The sequence below is a fragment of the Hymenobacter sp. ISL-91 genome (assembly GCF_018613725.1).
Classification (GTDB): domain Bacteria; phylum Bacteroidota; class Bacteroidia; order Cytophagales; family Hymenobacteraceae; genus Hymenobacter.
On the sequence record NZ_JAGGPS010000018.1, the window covers coordinates 12,987 to 29,591 of the forward strand.

Annotated in this window: 16 protein-coding genes and 1 tRNA gene; 8 read left to right on the top strand and 9 right to left on the bottom strand. The window is 61.2% G+C overall.

Features of this window, described 5'->3' with window-relative positions:
• Positions 1-136: 136 nt before the first annotated feature.
• Both J7E24_RS08560 and J7E24_RS08565 read right to left on the bottom strand, forming a co-directional pair.
• Positions 137-1,084: a PfkB family carbohydrate kinase gene (locus J7E24_RS08560; RefSeq protein ID WP_215137159.1), complete on the bottom strand. Its 948-nt coding sequence runs from the start codon at positions 1,082-1,084 to the stop codon at positions 137-139.
• A 162-nt stretch (positions 1,085-1,246) separates the two neighbouring features.
• Positions 1,247-1,320: transfer RNA gene (locus J7E24_RS08565), tRNA-His, on the bottom strand.
• 162 nt (positions 1,321-1,482) lie between these two features.
• Between J7E24_RS08565 and J7E24_RS08570 the strand changes: the two genes are divergently transcribed.
• Positions 1,483-2,916, top strand: a complete 1,434-nt coding sequence (locus J7E24_RS08570) for a DEAD/DEAH box helicase (protein ID WP_215137161.1) — start codon at positions 1,483-1,485, stop codon at positions 2,914-2,916.
• A gap of 69 nt (positions 2,917-2,985) precedes the next feature.
• On the opposite strand, the gene J7E24_RS08575 is transcribed toward J7E24_RS08570, so the two are convergent.
• From J7E24_RS08575 to J7E24_RS08585, 3 genes are all read right to left on the bottom strand, one after another.
• Positions 2,986-3,435 (bottom strand): hypothetical protein, encoded by a 450-nt coding sequence (locus J7E24_RS08575; RefSeq protein ID WP_215137163.1) that lies wholly within the window; start codon positions 3,433-3,435, stop codon positions 2,986-2,988.
• A gap of 185 nt (positions 3,436-3,620) precedes the next feature.
• Complete coding sequence (gene upp / locus J7E24_RS08580) at positions 3,621-4,319, bottom strand: uracil phosphoribosyltransferase (protein ID WP_215137165.1); 699 nt, start codon at positions 4,317-4,319, stop codon at positions 3,621-3,623.
• Entirely contained in the window at positions 4,307-5,254 is a 948-nt protein-coding gene (locus tag J7E24_RS08585) for a GNAT family N-acetyltransferase (protein ID WP_215137167.1), read from the bottom strand. Before J7E24_RS08585 ends, upp begins: the two co-directional genes overlap by 13 nt.
• Positions 5,255-5,379: 125 nt before the next feature.
• On the opposite strand from J7E24_RS08585, the gene J7E24_RS08590 reads away from it, so the two are divergent.
• The 6 genes from J7E24_RS08590 (at position 5,380) to J7E24_RS08615 (ending at position 12,323) form a co-directional block, all read left to right on the top strand.
• Complete coding sequence (locus J7E24_RS08590; protein WP_215137169.1) at positions 5,380-7,251, top strand: hypothetical protein; 1,872 nt, start codon at positions 5,380-5,382, stop codon at positions 7,249-7,251.
• A gap of 143 nt (positions 7,252-7,394) precedes the next feature.
• Entirely contained in the window at positions 7,395-7,754 is a 360-nt protein-coding gene (locus tag J7E24_RS08595; protein WP_215137171.1) for a hypothetical protein, read from the top strand.
• Positions 7,755-7,822: 68 nt separating this feature from the next.
• Complete coding sequence (locus J7E24_RS08600; RefSeq protein WP_215137173.1) at positions 7,823-9,670, top strand: ABC transporter ATP-binding protein; 1,848 nt, start codon at positions 7,823-7,825, stop codon at positions 9,668-9,670.
• Between the two features lie 130 nt (positions 9,671-9,800).
• Positions 9,801-10,241, top strand: coding sequence for a hypothetical protein (locus tag J7E24_RS08605; protein WP_215137175.1), 441 nt, complete (start codon positions 9,801-9,803; stop codon positions 10,239-10,241).
• 12 nt (positions 10,242-10,253) lie between these two features.
• The gene (lpcA, locus tag J7E24_RS08610; RefSeq protein ID WP_215137177.1) at positions 10,254-10,865 is read left to right on the top strand and encodes a D-sedoheptulose 7-phosphate isomerase; all 612 of its coding nucleotides are present in this window, start codon (positions 10,254-10,256) and stop codon (positions 10,863-10,865) included.
• Between the two features lie 234 nt (positions 10,866-11,099).
• Positions 11,100-12,323, top strand: coding sequence for a glycosyltransferase family 4 protein (locus J7E24_RS08615; RefSeq protein ID WP_215137178.1), 1,224 nt, complete (start codon positions 11,100-11,102; stop codon positions 12,321-12,323).
• Positions 12,324-12,357: 34 nt separating this feature from the next.
• Here J7E24_RS08615 and nth read toward each other — a convergent pair whose 3' ends face one another.
• The 4 genes from nth to J7E24_RS08635 all read right to left on the bottom strand — a co-directional run bounded on the left by nth (position 12,358) and on the right by J7E24_RS08635 (position 14,991).
• Complete coding sequence (gene nth / locus J7E24_RS08620; protein ID WP_215137180.1) at positions 12,358-13,080, bottom strand: endonuclease III; 723 nt, start codon at positions 13,078-13,080, stop codon at positions 12,358-12,360.
• A 122-nt stretch (positions 13,081-13,202) separates the two neighbouring features.
• Complete coding sequence (locus tag J7E24_RS08625) at positions 13,203-13,433, bottom strand: hypothetical protein (protein ID WP_251047108.1); 231 nt, start codon at positions 13,431-13,433, stop codon at positions 13,203-13,205.
• On the bottom strand, positions 13,372-14,007 hold the full coding sequence (locus J7E24_RS08630; protein WP_215137182.1) for an RNA polymerase sigma factor: 636 nt from the start codon (positions 14,005-14,007) through the stop codon (positions 13,372-13,374). Before J7E24_RS08630 ends, J7E24_RS08625 begins: the two co-directional genes overlap by 62 nt.
• Before the next feature lie 408 nt (positions 14,008-14,415).
• Positions 14,416-14,991 carry a DUF6799 domain-containing protein gene (locus tag J7E24_RS08635; protein ID WP_215137185.1) on the bottom strand — a complete coding sequence of 192 codons (576 nt, stop codon included), beginning with the start codon at positions 14,989-14,991 and terminating at the stop codon, positions 14,416-14,418.
• Positions 14,992-15,282: 291 nt separating this feature from the next.
• Between J7E24_RS08635 and J7E24_RS08640 the strand changes: the two genes are divergently transcribed.
• Positions 15,283-16,563 carry an MFS transporter gene (locus tag J7E24_RS08640; RefSeq protein WP_215137187.1) on the top strand — a complete coding sequence of 427 codons (1,281 nt, stop codon included), beginning with the start codon at positions 15,283-15,285 and terminating at the stop codon, positions 16,561-16,563.
• Positions 16,564-16,605 lie beyond the last annotated feature (42 nt).

A 16,605-nucleotide genomic window follows, 5' to 3' on the forward strand; every position in this document is an offset into this window, starting at 1 on the left:
ATGCGCTGCCCCCTTATTTACCCCATCATGCTCCGAAAGGTTGTATGCTCCGGCTCGAACATTCGGGCCATAAAAAAGCGTCGTGCCGGCCAACAGGCCACCACGACGCTTTCCATTTGAAATGCAGCAATAATTGTTAGCCCTGCGCTACGACCACAGCGGGCTGCACGGCTACGAGGTCGGCGAAGAGCTGCTCACGGGCCTCAATTTCCTCCTGGCTCAGGTTAAGCAGGCGCTCGGTACCGAACTTCTCGACACAGAACGAGGCCATGGCCGAGCCATGCACCACAGCCCGCTTCATGTTCTCGAAGCTGATATCGTCGGTGGCCGCCAGGTGGCCGATGAAGCCGCCCGCGAAGGTGTCGCCGGCACCGGTTGGATCGAATACTTCCTCCAGCGGCAGCGCCGGGGCATAAAACACATGGTTAGTGTTGCCCTTCCGGTGGAACAGCAGCGCGCCGTGCTCCCCCTTCTTGATGATGAGGTATTTCGGACCCATGGCCATAATTACGTTGGCGGCTTTCACCAACGAGTGCTCACCCGACAGCTGGCGGGCCTCCTCGTCGTTGATGCTGAGCACGTCGACCATCTCAATGGTTTCCTTCAACTCATCCAGCGCAATATCCATCCAGAAGTTCATCGTATCCATCACGATGAGCTTGGGGCGGTTGACGAGGCGCTGGATAACGAGGCGCTGGACCTGGGGCGAGAGATTGCCCAGCATGAGGTACTTGCAATCCTGGTACGAATCAGGCAGCACGGGGTCAAAATCGGCCAGCACGTTAAGCTCGGTTACGAGGGTCTCGCGCGAGTTCAGGTCGTTGGAGTACTTGCCCGACCAGAAAAACGACTTTTCGCCTTCCTTTATCTGCAGACCTTCGGTATCGACACCGTGCTCCTGGAGCAGCAGAATGTCCGACTGCGGGAAGTCGTCGCCCACTACGGCCACAATTTTCACCGGCTTTACCGAATACGAGGCCGACAGGCCGATATAGGTGGCCGCGCCGCCCACGATTTTGTCGGTTTTGCCAAAGGGAGTTTCCAGGGCGTCGAAGGCCACCGTGCCGATAATTACCAGACTCATAAAGCAGAAGAGAAAAAAGGGTTCATAGGTGAAGATACACTGGCAGGCCAACAGCCAACGGGCCGGAATCGTGCACGGAAACGGCCGTAGCCCGCCCCGGCAGCCCAATGGCAGCAAAGAAAAAAGGCCTCTACCAGAGCGGAGAGGCCTTTTTATAGAGAGGGTAAATAATGGGGCTCGAACCCACGACCTTCGGAATCACAATCCGACGCTCTAACCAGCTGAGCTATATCTACCGTGTTGGGTATTGATGCCACAAAAGTAGCGTACTGCGGCGGATTGCCAAAGATTTCGCGCACTTTTTTTGCGAGGCCTGCCCTCCTTTGATCTGGGCACCGCCAGCGGCAACGAAGCTGGCGGGCCTCAAACCCGTACCTTTGCAGCTTACAACCCGTACCATGTCCGATTCGCCCGCGCCCGTTGCCTTTGCCGATTTCAAGCTCAACAAGCAGCTGCTGACGGCCGTGGCCGAGGCGGGTTTCACCGAGCCCACGCCCGTGCAGGTGCAAACCATTCCGCTGCTGCTGGCCGGCCACGACGTGCTGGGCATTGCCCAGACGGGCACCGGCAAAACGGCTGCCTTTGGTTTGCCGCTGCTCATGAAGGTAAAATACGCCCAGGGTACCCACCCGCGGGCGCTGGTGCTGGCCCCTACCCGCGAGTTGGCCATGCAGCTGGAAAAGCACCTGCAGAAGCTGGCCACCCACACCGACCTGCGCATTTTCGCCATCTATGGTGGCCTGGGGCCTAAAACCCAGATCGAAACCATTGCCCAGGGCGTCGACATTCTGATTGCCACGCCCGGCCGCCTGATGGAGCTGTACCTGAAGGGCGCACTGGTGCTCAAGGAACTGAAAACGCTGGTGATGGATGAGGCCGATAAAATGATGGATATGGGCTTTATGCCTCAAATCCGGCGAATTCTGGAAGTTATTCCGCGCAAGCGCCAGAACGTGCTGTTTTCGGCCACCATGCCCGATAAGGTGACCACGCTGAGCGAGGAGTTCCTGGAGTTTCCGGTGCGGGTGGAGGTAACGCCGGCCGCTACCTCGGCCCAGAACGTGACCCAGAGCCTGTACGAGGTGCCCAACCTCATCACCAAAATCAACCTGCTCGAATACCTGTTTCTCGACTGGGACACCTTCCACCGGGTGATGATTTTCACCCGCTCGAAGGCTAATGCCGAAAACGTGGCCAGCTTTCTGGCGCGCAAGGGCCACGGAGAGGTGCGGGCCATTCATGGCAACAAGGGCCAGAACACGCGCATCAACGCCATGGAGGACTTTAAAGCCGGCAAGGTGCGGTTTTTGGTGGCCACCGACGTAGCGGCCCGCGGCATCGATGTGCCCGAAGTCAGCCACGTTATCAACTTCGATGTGCCACTGATTTACGACGATTACGTGCACCGTATCGGGCGCACGGGCCGGGCCCGGCACACCGGCGCGGCCATTACGTTTGCCAACGAGGCCGAAATGCACCACATGCAGCGCATCGAAGAGCTGATCCGGCAACCAATTCCGCTACTGCCGCTCCCGGCCGAGGTGAAAGTAGTGGCCACCTCATTCGAGGAGCAGCAGGAAATGGACCGTGAAAAGGACGACCGGCGCAAACGCGAAGACCCCACGTTTCAGGGTGCGTTCCATGAGCGGCAGGAGTGGCTGAAGCCCGGCGTCACCATCGACAAGCGCACCGGCCGCGAATACGAGGCCCGACCCGCCCGTAGCCAGAAGGGCAACAAGACCAACCCTGGTAAGGGCCGCGGCTCTTCGCCCGCCGCTAAAGGGGCCAAAGCGGCTATGGCCCGCGCCGAAAACAAGCGCAAGCGGCGGTAGCGGAGTAGTTTAGGGACTTGGAAACTGAGGGACATTCCTCTATACCCTTCCCCTCATTTCTCCAAGCCTTTATTGAAATATAGACAGGTGGCTGAAGCGCACGACCAGCAGGGTGAGGGCGAAGCTCCAGAAGGCGGCGCTCCAGGCCATATGCAGCAAAATGCGCCAGCGCGGCACGTGCAGCTGGGTGGCAATGACGGTGCCCCCGATGGGGCTGAACAGGATCGGGGTCAGGAAAGCAATGCCCGTCATGCCGAAGCGGCGGTAGATGCGCACGATGGTGCGGGTGCGGCGACTGAAAAGGGGCTTACCCCTCTCGATGCGCCGCCGCCGCAGGTGCAACGCCCAGGTTTTGCCTACACCCGAAATCAGCACTACAGTCGTCATCATACCGGCCACCGTGAGGGCCCAGGTAACGGCTACCGGCAGGCCCGCTGCCACACCCGTGATGGGCGCGCCAGCGAACTTGAACATGCCGAAAGCAAAAACGGCGGCGTATTTCAGCAGGGCAGGAAACACGGGAAGTATTGAGTAATTGGTACTGAGTAGTTAGTAAAACGTCATTCAGAGCGCAGCGAAGAATCTCGCATGCTGACGTTGCTATACCAACTATAACGAATGGATTACATTTGACGCGCGAGATTCTTCGCTGCGCTCTGAATGACGTTTTACTAACTACTCAGTACCAATTACTCAATACTAGCTTAGAGTTTGCTGCCATACGACAGGTCGCCGGCGTCGCCGAGGCCGGGTACGATATAGGCGTTTTCGTTGAGGTCGTCGTCGAGGGCGGCGAGCCAGAGGGTAGCTTCGGGCACTTCGCGCGTCACGTATTCGACGCCCTGGGGCGAGGCGATGACGGCCGCAATGTACACCTGCCGGGGCGTGCCGAAGCGCAACATGGCCCGGTAAGTCTGCACCAGGCTCTTGCCCGAGGCCAGCATGGGGTCTACCAGAATCAGCACCCGGCCGTCGAGGCTGGGGGCCGAGAGGTAATCAACCTGCACCTGCACCTGGGCCGTGCCCTCGATGCGGTAAGCGGCTACAAACGCTGAGGGCGACTGGTCGAAATAGTTGAGAAAGCCCTGGTGAAACGGCAGGCCGGCCCGCAGTACGGTGGCCAGCACCGGGAAATCGGCCAGGTGCATGCTGCTCGATTTGCCCAGCGGCGTGCGCACAGTTTTGGTAGTGAAATCGAGGCCGGCGCTGATGTTGTAGGCCATGATTTCGCCCAGCCGCTGCAGGTTGCGGCGGAAGCGGAGCGAGTCTTTCTGCACATCGACGTCGCGCAGCTCGGCCAGAAAGTGGTTGGCAATGGAGGGCTGGGCGCACAGAATCCGCACACGCGCGTTGGCGTGGGCGGCGGCAGTCGAATCGGCAGAGTTAGGCGTTAGGGCATCCATTGCAGGTACCAGGGGCGTTGGGAGGTGAACGATAAGGACGCGTACGGGACGGGCGAGGCCCCGAAGTTGGCGAAAAAACGGGCAATGGCGGGTAGCATGCCGCCTTCAAAATCGAGTATCAGCCCCGGTGTACCGGCGTGGCGACGGATGGCGTCGTTGAGCAGCAACAGCGGCGCGGCAGCTTTTTTGCCTTCATCGGAAGCCGCCGCAAACAGGTAGATCAGGCGGCTGCGGTAGCGCACGAACAGGGCCCCGGCCAGCAGCGCGCCGGTTTCGGGCTGGCACACGGCCCGGGCTTCGAGCAGCTGCCGGCGGTGCAGTTCGGCCAGCAGCCGGCGCAGACGGGCGTAGTGGCGCGGGCGCAGGCCGGCGGCCGGGCCCTTGGTTTGCTGAAACAGGGCCAGCAGCGGCGCGGTATCGGGCAGTGCGGTTACGGCCAGCGAGGCAACGGCTGCCTCGTGGCGGAGCAGGCGGCGGCGGTAATCGGAGCAGTAACCAGTCCGCAGGGTTTCGTAGGCGGGGCTAAGGTCGAGCTGGTAGGTTTGCCGGACTTCCACCTGAAACTGTTCGGTTATGCCTGCTAGGCTGTTCGCTTCGTTGAGCTGAGTATAGAAGCGGGCGTAGTGCGAAGCCAGCCGCGCCAGCCCGGGGCCGATAGCCGGGGCGTTTTCCAGCTCAGAAAGCAAGCCCAGCTGCTGGGTAAAGGGCGGCTGGTATACCTGCCGGCCGCCCGGCCGCCACTTGGCCGGCAGCGGCCAGACGCTGAGGTAACGGCCGGTTTCGGGCTCGATTTGCACCAGCGCATCCCAGCGGCCGGCCGTGGCCCGTAGCCACCAGCTATGCGCGTACGGCACCTGCTGCTGCGCTCCGGCAACGCAGGCGTCCCAGGCAGGCAGGTCGAGTTCCGGGAAGCGCAGCAGGCAAAACGGGGGCATGGGGCAAAGGTAGGCGGTGCGCAATGAGCAACTGATAGTTTACGCAGCCTGCCAATCTTTCCCCCACTGAAACTCCGTAGTTTTGCTGCCCCGCCAACCAGCTCCGGCGTCGCGGGCTTTCGCTTATGAAAAACACCTACCTGCTGCTGCCGTTGCTGGCGCTGCTGGCCGCCCCGGTGGCGGCCCAGGACACGCCCACCACCCGCCCCGCCGACGGCCAGGGCAACTGGCTCATTTACGACCAGCCGCCTAAGCCCGCTGTAAATGAGCCGGTGGCTAAAACCACAATGGGCACCACCTACGTGCCGCTCGACAATGATATCTACCGGCTCATCGACCGGTACGCCATCCTGCAGGGCTCCGATTCGGTGGGCGATATTCATACGTCGGTAAGGCCTTACACCCGCGCGGCCGTGGCCCGGCTGGCTGAGCGCATGCTGGCCGATTCCAGCGCCGGCCTCTCGGTGCAGGACCGCTTTAATGCGCGCTACTTCCTGCGCGACAACTGGCACGACACCCGGCTCGATTCGGAGACAAACGCCCGCTCCAAACCCTATCTCGGGGTTTTGTATGAGCGGCAGTCCGATTTTTACAGCGTGGAAACGCCCGACTTCTCGTTGCGCGTGAATCCGGTGGCGGGCCTGAGCCTGGGCAACAACGACGGGGCCAAGAGCTACTCCTTCCTCAATACCCGCGGCGTGCAGGTAGAAGGCACTGTGGATCAGCGCCTGGGCTTCTACACCTTCCTGGCTGACAACCAGATGGCCGTGCCCCTGTACGTGCAGCAGCGCACGGCGCGCGACAGTACCGTGGCCCACGAAGGCTTCTGGAAGCCATTCAAAACCACTCCCGGGCAGTACGATTTCCTCTCGGCCCGGGGCTACCTCACTTACGCTGCCGGCCGCCATGTGAGCCTGCAGCTGGGCCACGACCGCAACCAGATCGGCAACGGCTACCGCAGCCTCATTCTGTCGGATTACTCCGCGCCCTACCTGTTTCTGAAGGTCCAGACTCGGGTGTGGAAGTTCAAGTATCAGAACCTGTTCGCCCAGCTGGTAGCTGACAACCCCGCCCTCGATCGGGACTATCAACGCAAGTACCTGGCCTTTCACCACCTGAGCCTCGACATCAGACCCAACCTGAACGTAGGCGTATTCGAGAGCGTGATGTACAGCGGCTACAAAACGGTAACCGACTACATAGACAACGACAACGACCCGGCTACGCCCGGCGACCCGCAGAACCGCCAGGCGCGCCGGGGCCTGGAGCTGCAGTACCTCAACCCGATTATCTTCTACCGGGCGGTAGAGCAAAGTGCGGGCTCCGAGGACAACGCCCTGCTGGGCCTCGACTTCAAGTGGAACATCAAGCAGCGGGTGCAGGTCTATGGCCAACTGGTGCTGGATGAGTTCGTGCTGAGCCAAATCCGTTCCGGCAACGGCTGGTGGGCCAACAAGCAAGCCGCGCAGCTAGGGGCTAAGTACATCAACGTGGCGGGCATCAAAAACTTCGATCTGCAGGGTGAGTTCAACTTCATCCGGCCCTTTACTTACCAGCACGAGGACAAGTTTAGGGCCTACCAGCACGCTGCCCAGCCGCTGGCCCACCCCATGGGTGCCAACCTCTGGGAGCTGATCGGCATTGCCAGCTACCAGCCCCTGCCCCGCCTGCACGTAGTGGGCAAGGGCTTTTTGGTGAAGCAGGGCCTCGACCCGGTGGGCCAGAACTTCGGCTCCAACGTGCTGCTGCCCTACACCACCCGCCCCGGCGAGTTCGGCTTCAACGTCGGCAGCGGCATCACGTCCTACCTGCTGCACACCGACCTGACAGCCTCCTACCAGGCCGCCCACAACCTGTTCCTCGACGCCAAGCTCGTTTACCGCAACCGCACCTTCTCGGGCAACGCGCCCGTGCCTACTTACTACACGGCTGGCAACGGGGCCCTGGCCTCGGTGGCCCTGCGCTGGAATATTGCCCAGCGCCTGCACGAGTTTTAAGTCAGGTATTAGGGAAAGAACGTCATGCTGAGCTTGCCGAAGCATCTCTACCGTAGCAGTAATCATATACTATTGCGGTAGAGATGCTTCGGCAAGCTCAGCATGACGTTCTTATTTTACCACCGCCACGCATTCGCCCCACCATGCGCCACGACCCGGCCACCCTGCTGCTCTACCGGCCCGTAAACCAGGCGGAGCTGGATTTAATTGCCGCTGCCGACTGGCTGGCGTTTCCACCGCGGCTGCCGGAGCAGCCGTTTTTTTACCCGGTGCTCAACGAGCAGTACGCCACCCAGATTGCCCGCGACTGGAATGTTCCTTACTACGGCGTAGGCTACGTGCTGCGCTTCGCCCTTGATGCCGACTATGCCGCCCAGTTTCCGGTGCAAAACGTGGGGGGCCGCGAGCACGACGAGCTTTGGGTACCAGCCGAGGAGCTGGCCGAGTTCAACCGCCAGCTAGTGGGCCGCATTGAGATAGTGGGCATTTTCGGGGTCGATTAAGGCACCTGACGCGCTTTGCAGTCAACAAATCCATCGGCCCGCGCTATGCCCTACCTTTGCGGCTGCCCATGAAAACCTACCTCCGCATTCTGCAGTACGCCCGACCCTGGGCCGCTTTTCTGCCTCAGTACCTGCTTTTCACTGTGCTGACTATCTTTTTCAGCATCGGCAACTTCACGCTCATCATTCCTATGATGCGGGTGCTGTTCGACAAAACGGACAAAGTGCAGTTGGTTGCGCCCACCTCTCTTCCGGCGTTCAAGCCCACTATTAGCTGGGTAACTGACACGTTTCAGTACTTTTTTGCCGGCGTGCTCGAAAGCCAGGGCAAGCTGGGGGCGCTGGCTTTCGTGTGCGGAGTAGTGGTGGCGTCGGTGCTGATGAGCAACGTCTTCCGCTATCTGAGTCTGCGCCTGCTGGCCACGGTGCGCGCCCGCGTCATCCGCAACCTGCGCCGCGACCTGTACCACCGCGTGATTGGGCTGCAGCTGGGTTTTTTCGGGGGCGAACGGAAGGGCGACCTGATGTCGCGCTTCACCTCCGATGTGCAGGAGGTGGAAACGTCGGTGGTGAACACCATGACGGCCGTTATCAAGGAGCCGCTGACCATTGTGGCCTATTTCGTGGTGCTGTTTCATATTTCGGTGCCGCTCACGCTGTTTACGCTGGTGCTGCTGCCCATATCGGGGGCTATTATTGCCACGGTGGCCAAGCGCCTGCGCACTCAGGCCAAGCAAAGCCAAAGCACGCTCGGCACTATGCTCTCGGTGATTGATGAAACGCTGGGCGGCATCCGGGTTATCAAGGCGTTCAACGCCCAGCAGTACATCAAGGGTAAGTTTGAGGAGCAGAACGACCTGTACGCCCGCACCTCGCGCCGCATCGACAACACCCGCGACCTGGCCTCGCCGTTCTCCGAATTTGCGGGCGTTTCGGTGGTGGCCGGACTGCTTTATTTCGGCGGCTCCCTGATTCTGGGGGGCGGCTCCGACCTGGATGGCGAAACGTTTATCGGCTACGTGATTCTGTTTTCGCAGGTGCTCACGCCGGCTAAGGCGCTGTCGTCGTCGTTTGGCAATATTCAGCGCGGGCTGGTGGCCGGCGAGCGGGTGTTGCGCATTATCGACACCGAGCCGCTGATTCGCGACCGGCCCAACGCGCAGGTGCTGCCGCCCTTCCAGCACCGCATCGAGCTGCGCAACCTGCGCTTCGGCTACGGCGAGGCCACGGTGCTCGACGATATCAACCTGAGCATTGAAAAGGGCAAAACGGTGGCGTTGGTAGGCCCCAGCGGCGGCGGCAAAAGCACACTGGCCGACCTGCTGCCCCGTTTCTACGACCCTACCGGCGGCCAGCTGCTCATCGACGGCCTCGACGTGCGCGACTGCACCATCCATTCGGTGCGCGACCAGATGGGCATCGTCACGCAGGAGAGCATTCTGTTCAACGACACCATTTTCAACAACATTCGCTTCAATACCGAAGCCACCGAGGCCGAGGTGATGGAGGCGGCCCGCATTGCCAACGCCCACGAGTTTATTGAGGCTACGCCCGAGGGCTACCAGACCGTTATTGGCGACCGGGGCTCGCGCTTGTCGGGCGGGCAGCGGCAGCGCTTGAGCATTGCGCGGGCCATTCTGCGTAACCCGCCCATTCTCATTCTCGACGAAGCCACTTCGGCCCTCGATACCGAGAGCGAGCAGCTGGTGCAGCAGGCCCTCACGCGGCTCATGCAAAACCGCACCAGCCTCGTAATTGCCCATCGCCTGAGCACCATTCAGCACGCCGACGAAATTATTGTGCTCCAGCACGGCCGCATTGTGGAGCGCGGTACCCACGAGCAGCTGCTACGCAAATCGGGCGGCCTCTACCAGCGCCTCAATACCATGCAGGCAGCCGGCAGCGAATCGATTTAGCCCGCTCAAACGTCCTCAAGCTCAACTATAGATTTCTCGTTGCTTATTTGTAAAATACTATATTTAGTCCGCCTATTCATTTTACCCGTATGAATAGGCCGCTCTTTTTCCTCTGCTTTCCCTTTCCGTTATGCTTGCTCTAAAACGTCTGGTTACCATTCTGGTCATGCTTTTTCTGGTGCTGGCACTGCTGATTCTGCTGCTACCCTCGGTACAGACCAGCTTTGTGGGTATGGCCGGTTCGGCCGAAAGCCTCTACTACACCTTATTGGCGGCGGCTGTGGCGCTGTTGGGCCTGCACCTGCTCACCGAAAACCTCGACAGCACCTTGTTGCGCCGCGAAATGGCTGCTTCCGACCGCAAAATCAACGAGCTGAAAGCGCGCCTCTACGACAACCAGCTGGAGCAGCAACGCGCTGCTGAGCGGCCGCCCATTACGCCCCGCACCGGCGTTACCACCTACCCCGACCAGCCCCTGCAGCCGCAGCCAGACCCCAACCCAGGCACCGTGCCCGGCCAGCAGTCCAACGTCATTATTCCGCCCGCCGACAGCAGCTCCCGGCCGCTGTAAGTCCCTATTTCCGTGAATTCCTCTTCTTCGCTTACCGAGCAAATTCGCGCCGAGCTAACGGAGGCGCAGACTGTGCTGACGCAGTTCGTGCAGAACCCAGCCAACTTGGCCGCCATCGAGCAGGCGGCGCGCCTGATGGCCGGCTCGTTGCGGGCCGGCGGCAAAATCCTGACCTGCGGCAACGGCGGCTCGCTCTGCGACGCCCAACATTTTGCCGAGGAGCTCACCGGCCGCTACCGCCAGAACCGCCCCGCTCTGGCCGCCATTGCCCTCACCGAGGCTTCGCACATGAGCTGCGTAGCCAACGACTTCGGCTACGAATACGTGTTCAGCCGCTACGTGGAAGCCCTGGGCCGCCCCGGCGACGTGTTGCTGGCCATCAGTACCAGCGGCAACTCTCCCAACATTCTGCGCGCCGCCGAAGCCGCCCGCGCCGCCGGTATGCGCGTGGTCAGCCTCACGGGCAAAGATGGTGGCCTGCTGGCTGGTCTGAGCGACGTGGAAATCCGCCCCCCGCACACCGGCTACGCCGACCGGATTCAGGAAATCCACATCAAGGCCATCCACATCATGATTCTGCTGATTGAGCAGCTGGTGAATGGGGAGGACGAGGTGCTGGGGTAAGGAGGTGAAGCGGACAAAAGAACTGTCATTCTGAGCGAAGGCGGCGCCGAAGTCGAAGAATCTCGCGTGCAGTGGTGACCCTAACGTTAGGGTCACCATTTCAGTGGAGGTTCTTCGACTCCGCTGCGCTGCACTCATAATGACAGTTCTTTTGTCCGCTTCGCTCAGAATGACGTTCTTTTGGGCGCAAAAAAGCTAACAGCCAGCAGCTATAAGCTAACAGCTCGACAAAGAATGCACATTGCCGTTTTCAGCCAGTACCACACCAACCCCGACTGCCCGGCCACCAGCCGGCACTACTCGTTGCTGGCGCAACTGGCTCAAACGCACCGCATCACGCTTATTACCACCCGCACCTGGGAGCCTCAGCGCCTGACCCAGGAGTTTGCCTGGGTGCCGCCCGGCGTTGAGTTGCACGCCGCCGACATTGCCTACGAGAACCGCATGGGCGTGGCCCGGCGCGGGCTGGCCTTCGCGCAATACGCTGCCTACGCCCTGCGCGAAGGGTTGCGCATAGCGAGGCCCGATGTTATCTGGGGCATCAGCACACCGCTTACGGCAGCCTGGGCCGCGGCCCAGGTGGCCCGCTGGCGGCGGGTACCCTGGGTGTTCGAGGTGCAGGACTTGTGGCCCGAGTTCCCGATTGCCATGGGCGCCGTGCCCAACCCACTGGCCCGCCGCGCCCTGTATAGGCTCGAAGGCCGCCTCTACCAGCAGGCCCAGGCCATTGTTACACTTTCGCCCGACATGAGCCGCCACGTGCGCCATATCGGCCAGGCACCCGGCTCGCGCTGGCCCTTCGACCCCGCTAAAGTACACACCAGCCTCAACGGCACCGACCTGGAACTGGCCGCCCGGGCTACTGATGCGGCTGTGGCCACGTTGCGCCGCGAGCAGCAGCTGGAGGGCAAGCGCGTGATTTTGTACGCCGGCACGTTTGGGCGGGCCAATGCCATTCCGCTGCTGCTGGCCGCCGCCGAGGCTCTGGCCGTCACCCGCCCCGACGTGGTTTGGCTGTTCATGGGCTTGGGCTACTATGCCGACGAGCTGGCTGCCGCCGCCCGGCGCACACCTACTATCCGGGTAGTGCCGCCGCAGCCGCGCCACGCGGTGTTCAGTTGGTTTCGGCTGGCGGAAGTGTCGGTGGCGCCGTTTTTGGGTATGCCGGTGCTTGATACCAACTCGCCGGCCAAGTTCTACGACAGCCTGGCCGTGGGCACCCCAGTTATCGTGACCAACCCGGGCTGGACGCGGGAGCTGCTGGAGCGCCACGGCTGCGGCTGGTACTCGCCTGCCGACGATGCCCCGGCCCTGGCGCAACTCTTGGCCGAACTGCTGGCCCAGCCGGCGCTGCTACGGGCGGCCGGAGCCCGGGGCAAGGAGTTGGCCGCCGCCGAATTTGACCGTCAGCAGCTTGGTCGAACCATGCAACGCCTTCTGGAACAAGCTGCTGGCTGAGGACACAGTTTATATACCTGCTAAAACCACTTATTTACTTTGTTGTACTGATCTTACTTTCATTTACGCTTAATTTGGCCTTAGGTGCGGCTTTCTGCGGAAGTGCGGCCTGCTTGCTAATGACGTCGGCGTAGTACTTGCACCAACTGGTAAGCGGGCACTGGGCGCATTTGGGCTGGCGGGCTACGCACACGTAGCGGCCGTGCAAAATCAGCCAATGGTGGGCCTTCGGGATGAGGACTTCGGGAATATGGCGCACCAGTTCTTTTTCCACTGCCAGCGGCGTGGTAGCCGTTTTGGGCACCAGCCCAAGCCGGTGCGACACCCGAAAAACGTGCGTATCAACGGCCATAGCCGGCTGGTTGTACACCACCGATACGACTACGTTGGCCGTTTTGCGCCCCACGCCGGGCAGCCGTTGCAACTCCTCAATAGTGCCGGGCACTTCGCCCCCGAAATCCTGCGTCAGCATTCGGCCCAAACCCGCCAAGTGCTTGGCCTTGTTGTTGGGGTAAGAGATGCTGCGGATAAACGGGAAAATTTCCTCGGCCGAAGCGGCGGCCAGATGCGCGGGCGTTGGAAATTGCGCCAGCAGCGCGGGCGTCACCAGGTTTACGCGCTTATCGGTGCATTGGGCGCTGAGCACCACGGCCACGATCAACTCGTAAGGGTTGGCAAACGTCAGCTCGGTTTCCGGCTCCGGAAAGTGCGTAGTGAAATAGTCGGTAAAGTGGCGGTACCGTTCGGTTTTGCGCATGGGGCAACATTACGAAGAAACCCGAACACCACCATCTCCGCCGAAACCCAAAACCATAAAAGCCGCGCTACAGCGGGTTAGGGCAGTAGCGCGGCTTAAGGCGGCAGGGCAGGAAACCGAGGTTACTTCAGTTGCGGAAACGTGCGCGAGTAGCGTAGAATAGTATCGGTAGTGCGGGCCGAGGGAGCGGTGCGCAACTCGTCGAGGCTTTGCTGAGCCAGCAGCAGATCGGCGCAGGTGGCGGCCAGTTCGGGGTCGTGGAGCAGGGCCTGCTCTACGTCGCGCTGCTCATCAGCCGGCAACTCGTTGTACACGTACCGGAGCAGGGTCTCTTGGGTAAAGATTTTGATCATAGAAAACGGGTTGCGCGGACATTTTTTTCCGCAGGTTGATCAGCGCATAGCGCATCCGCCCCAGCGCAGTATTAATGCTAACCCCCGTTGCATCGGCAATTTCCTGGAAGCTCATATCACCGTAATGGCGCATGAGCAACACCTCCTTTTGCGCGGCGGGCAGCTCCTGAATCAGGCCCCGCAGCCGCTCGTGGGTTTCTTCCCGCGTAAGCATAGCCTCGGTTCCCTCTTCTGCCATCGACAACGAATTGAAGTGATGACTTGTTGTGTCGAGGGCCACCAAAGGGCTACGTTTTTCGCGCCGGAAGCTGTCGATGGCCATATTGTGGGCAATGCGGCAAATCCAGGAAGAAAATTTTCCTTCCTCGTTGTAGCGCCCGCTCTTTAAGGTATGAATGGCCTTAATGAAGGTATCCTGCAACAGGTCTTCGGCCGTATCGGGGTCGCGCACTATCAGCTGAATAGTGGTAAACACGCGGGCCTTATGCCGCTCCAGCAGTTGGGCAAACGCCCCTTCCTGACCAGCAATGTAGAGGGAGATGAGCGCGGAATCGCTCGGCTGCGGGGTATCCATAAAGGCTACGGGTTGATAAAGACTACGAGAAAAAATTCTGAAACGTAGAGCTTTAAACCATAGAGCGCAGCTGGGGAATGGGGGCCGGATGAAAGGGTGATGAATAACCGGCAGAATCCAAATGTAAAGAACCGTGCCGCCGTTTACAATGGCCCGCCCCGGAAAAGGCCAAAATATTTTTCGGGCAGCTTATACTACCATATTACCCGGCGGCCATATTCAGGCGCGGTGCCGGCCCGTAGCCACCTGTACCCCGGAACGGCCACCATTGGCTACAGCACAACGGCTTAGGGTTTGCCCACCGAATCCGGGCTTCGGCGCACAACGGAGGGACAAGCCCAACCCTCCGTTGTGCGCCGAAACGTTCACACAGCCTAAGTGTAAAGGCCGGCCCTCTACCAGCCAGCATTAACGGCTCAGCTGGGCACTGAGCGCCTGAATTTCCTTTTCCAGGCCGGGCGCGGGGGTGGTGCCGCCAGCCAATGCGGCCGTGCGTTGCTCCAGTAGTGCGGTTAGCTGCCGTAGCTGCGCGAGGCGGCTGGCAGTGCGCTCGAACTGCGGCACCAGCGCCGCCATGTTGGCCGCGGCCGGAATGCTGACGGTGGTGGTACTGCCGCCTGTAGCAGCCTTGTCGGCGCGGGCAATGGCGGCGGGCGTGAGCATATCATCGCGCAGCAGTACTACGTTGCCTTCCATCGTAACGGCTTGGCCGTTTTGCAGCAGTTGCCGGGTTACGCCGTTTCGCACGAGCCGACCATCAGGACGCAGCTCGAAGCCGTTGCCCAGGGGCAGGGTTTCGGTGAGGCGGGTTTGCTGACCACCGAGCAGTCGATAGGTCTGGCCGGCCCGGCGGAAGGCTCCGTCTTTCAGTTGAGTAGCGGCCGGAAAAGCTTCTGAGGCGGTTTGGGCCTGGGCAACGAGAGCAGCAGGCAAGAGCAGGCTTGCTACCAGAAACAGGCGGGGCAGAATATGCGCGTTGGGCATAGCAGATGAAGAAGGAATAGATAGCAAATGGTATTTTGCCCCGGAAGATACGGTTACAGCCGGGTTTTGGGTTGCTGACCGCGAAGCACCACAAAATCCGGGCCGGGCAGGCCGGCGGTGGGCTGCTAGTGCCGTCCGGCCTCGCATCGAGTCTGTTAAGGCCGTCATGCTGAGCGCAGNNCTGCGCTCAGCATGACGGCCTTCTGGCCGCCTAAACACCCTCATTTAATACGCCGACGGAGGCGCGGCGCGTACCTTTGGCCGGCCGCTGTTTTTCCGGCTGTTTGCCCTATGCCCTCCCCCGCTTCCGGCGCCGCCCGGCACGACCCTTATGCCGCGCTACGGCTGCCAGACTTCCGCCGCTACCTGCTGGCCCGCATCTGCCTCACGCTGGCCACCCGCATTATGGGCCTGGTGATTGGCTGGCAGATTTTCAAGCTCACCAACGACCCGCTGGCCCTGGGCCTGATTGGCCTGGCCGAGGCCGTGCCCAGCATTGGCGTGTCGCTTTACGCCGGACATGTGGCCGACTCGGTGAACCGCAAGAACATTATTGTGGCCACCGTGGGCGGGCTGCTGCTGTGCGCGGTGGCCCTGTGGCTGCTGGCGTCGCCGGCCGGTGGCAACCTGTTGGCCCGCGACGCCTATTATACGCTGCCGCTGTACGGCGTCATTTTCGTGAGTGGTATTGCCCGCGGCTTTATGGGGCCGGCTACGTTTTCGTTTATGCCGCAGCTGCTACCCAGCCGCGAGCATCTGGCCAACGCCATCACCTGGAACAGCACCACCTGGCAGGCGGCCTCGGTAGTGGGCCCCGCCATTGGCGGCTACCTGATTGCGCATTTGGGCATTGCCTCCGCTTACCTCACGGCCACAGTGCTGCTGGCCGTGGCGCTGGGCCTGTTTGCCAGCATCGCCCCCCGGCCACTGCCCGCCCAGGTAGGGGCCCGCGAAGACCTCAAGACCAGTGTCCTCAGCGGCATCCGCTTTATCTGGGGCAACCAGCTGATTCTGGCCGCTATTTCGCTCGATTTGTTTGCCGTGCTCTTTGGCGGGGCGGTGGCGCTGCTGCCGGTGTTTGCGGTGGATATTCTGAAAGTGGGCGCTGCCGGACTGGGCCACCTGGAGGCCGCGCCAGCCGTGGGCTCGGTGCTCATGGCCACGCTGCTTACCTATTTCCCGCTGCACCGCCACGCCGGCCGCAAGCTGCTGTGGGCCGTGGCTGGGTTCGGGCTGGCCACTATTGGCTTCGCGCTGTCGACCAACATCTGGCTTTCGCTGGTGCTGCTGTTTTTCACCGGCGTCTTCGATTCGGTATCGGTTATCGTGCGCTCCACGCTGCTGCACACCTTCACGCCCGAGCACATCAAGGGGCGCGTGTCGGCCGTCAACAACATCTTCATTGGCTCGTCCAACGAAATCGGCTCCTTCGAGTCGGGCGCGGCAGCCCGGCTGATGGGCACGGTAACCTCGGTGGTGTTTGGCGGCACCATGACGCTGGTAGTCGTCGCCCTTACGGCCCTAAAGGCCGATAAGCTCCGCCGCCTGGATATGACGCCAATAAAGGAGTGAGGCCGGTTATAATTAGGAGTGCAGCACGGTGTAGGGGCGGGG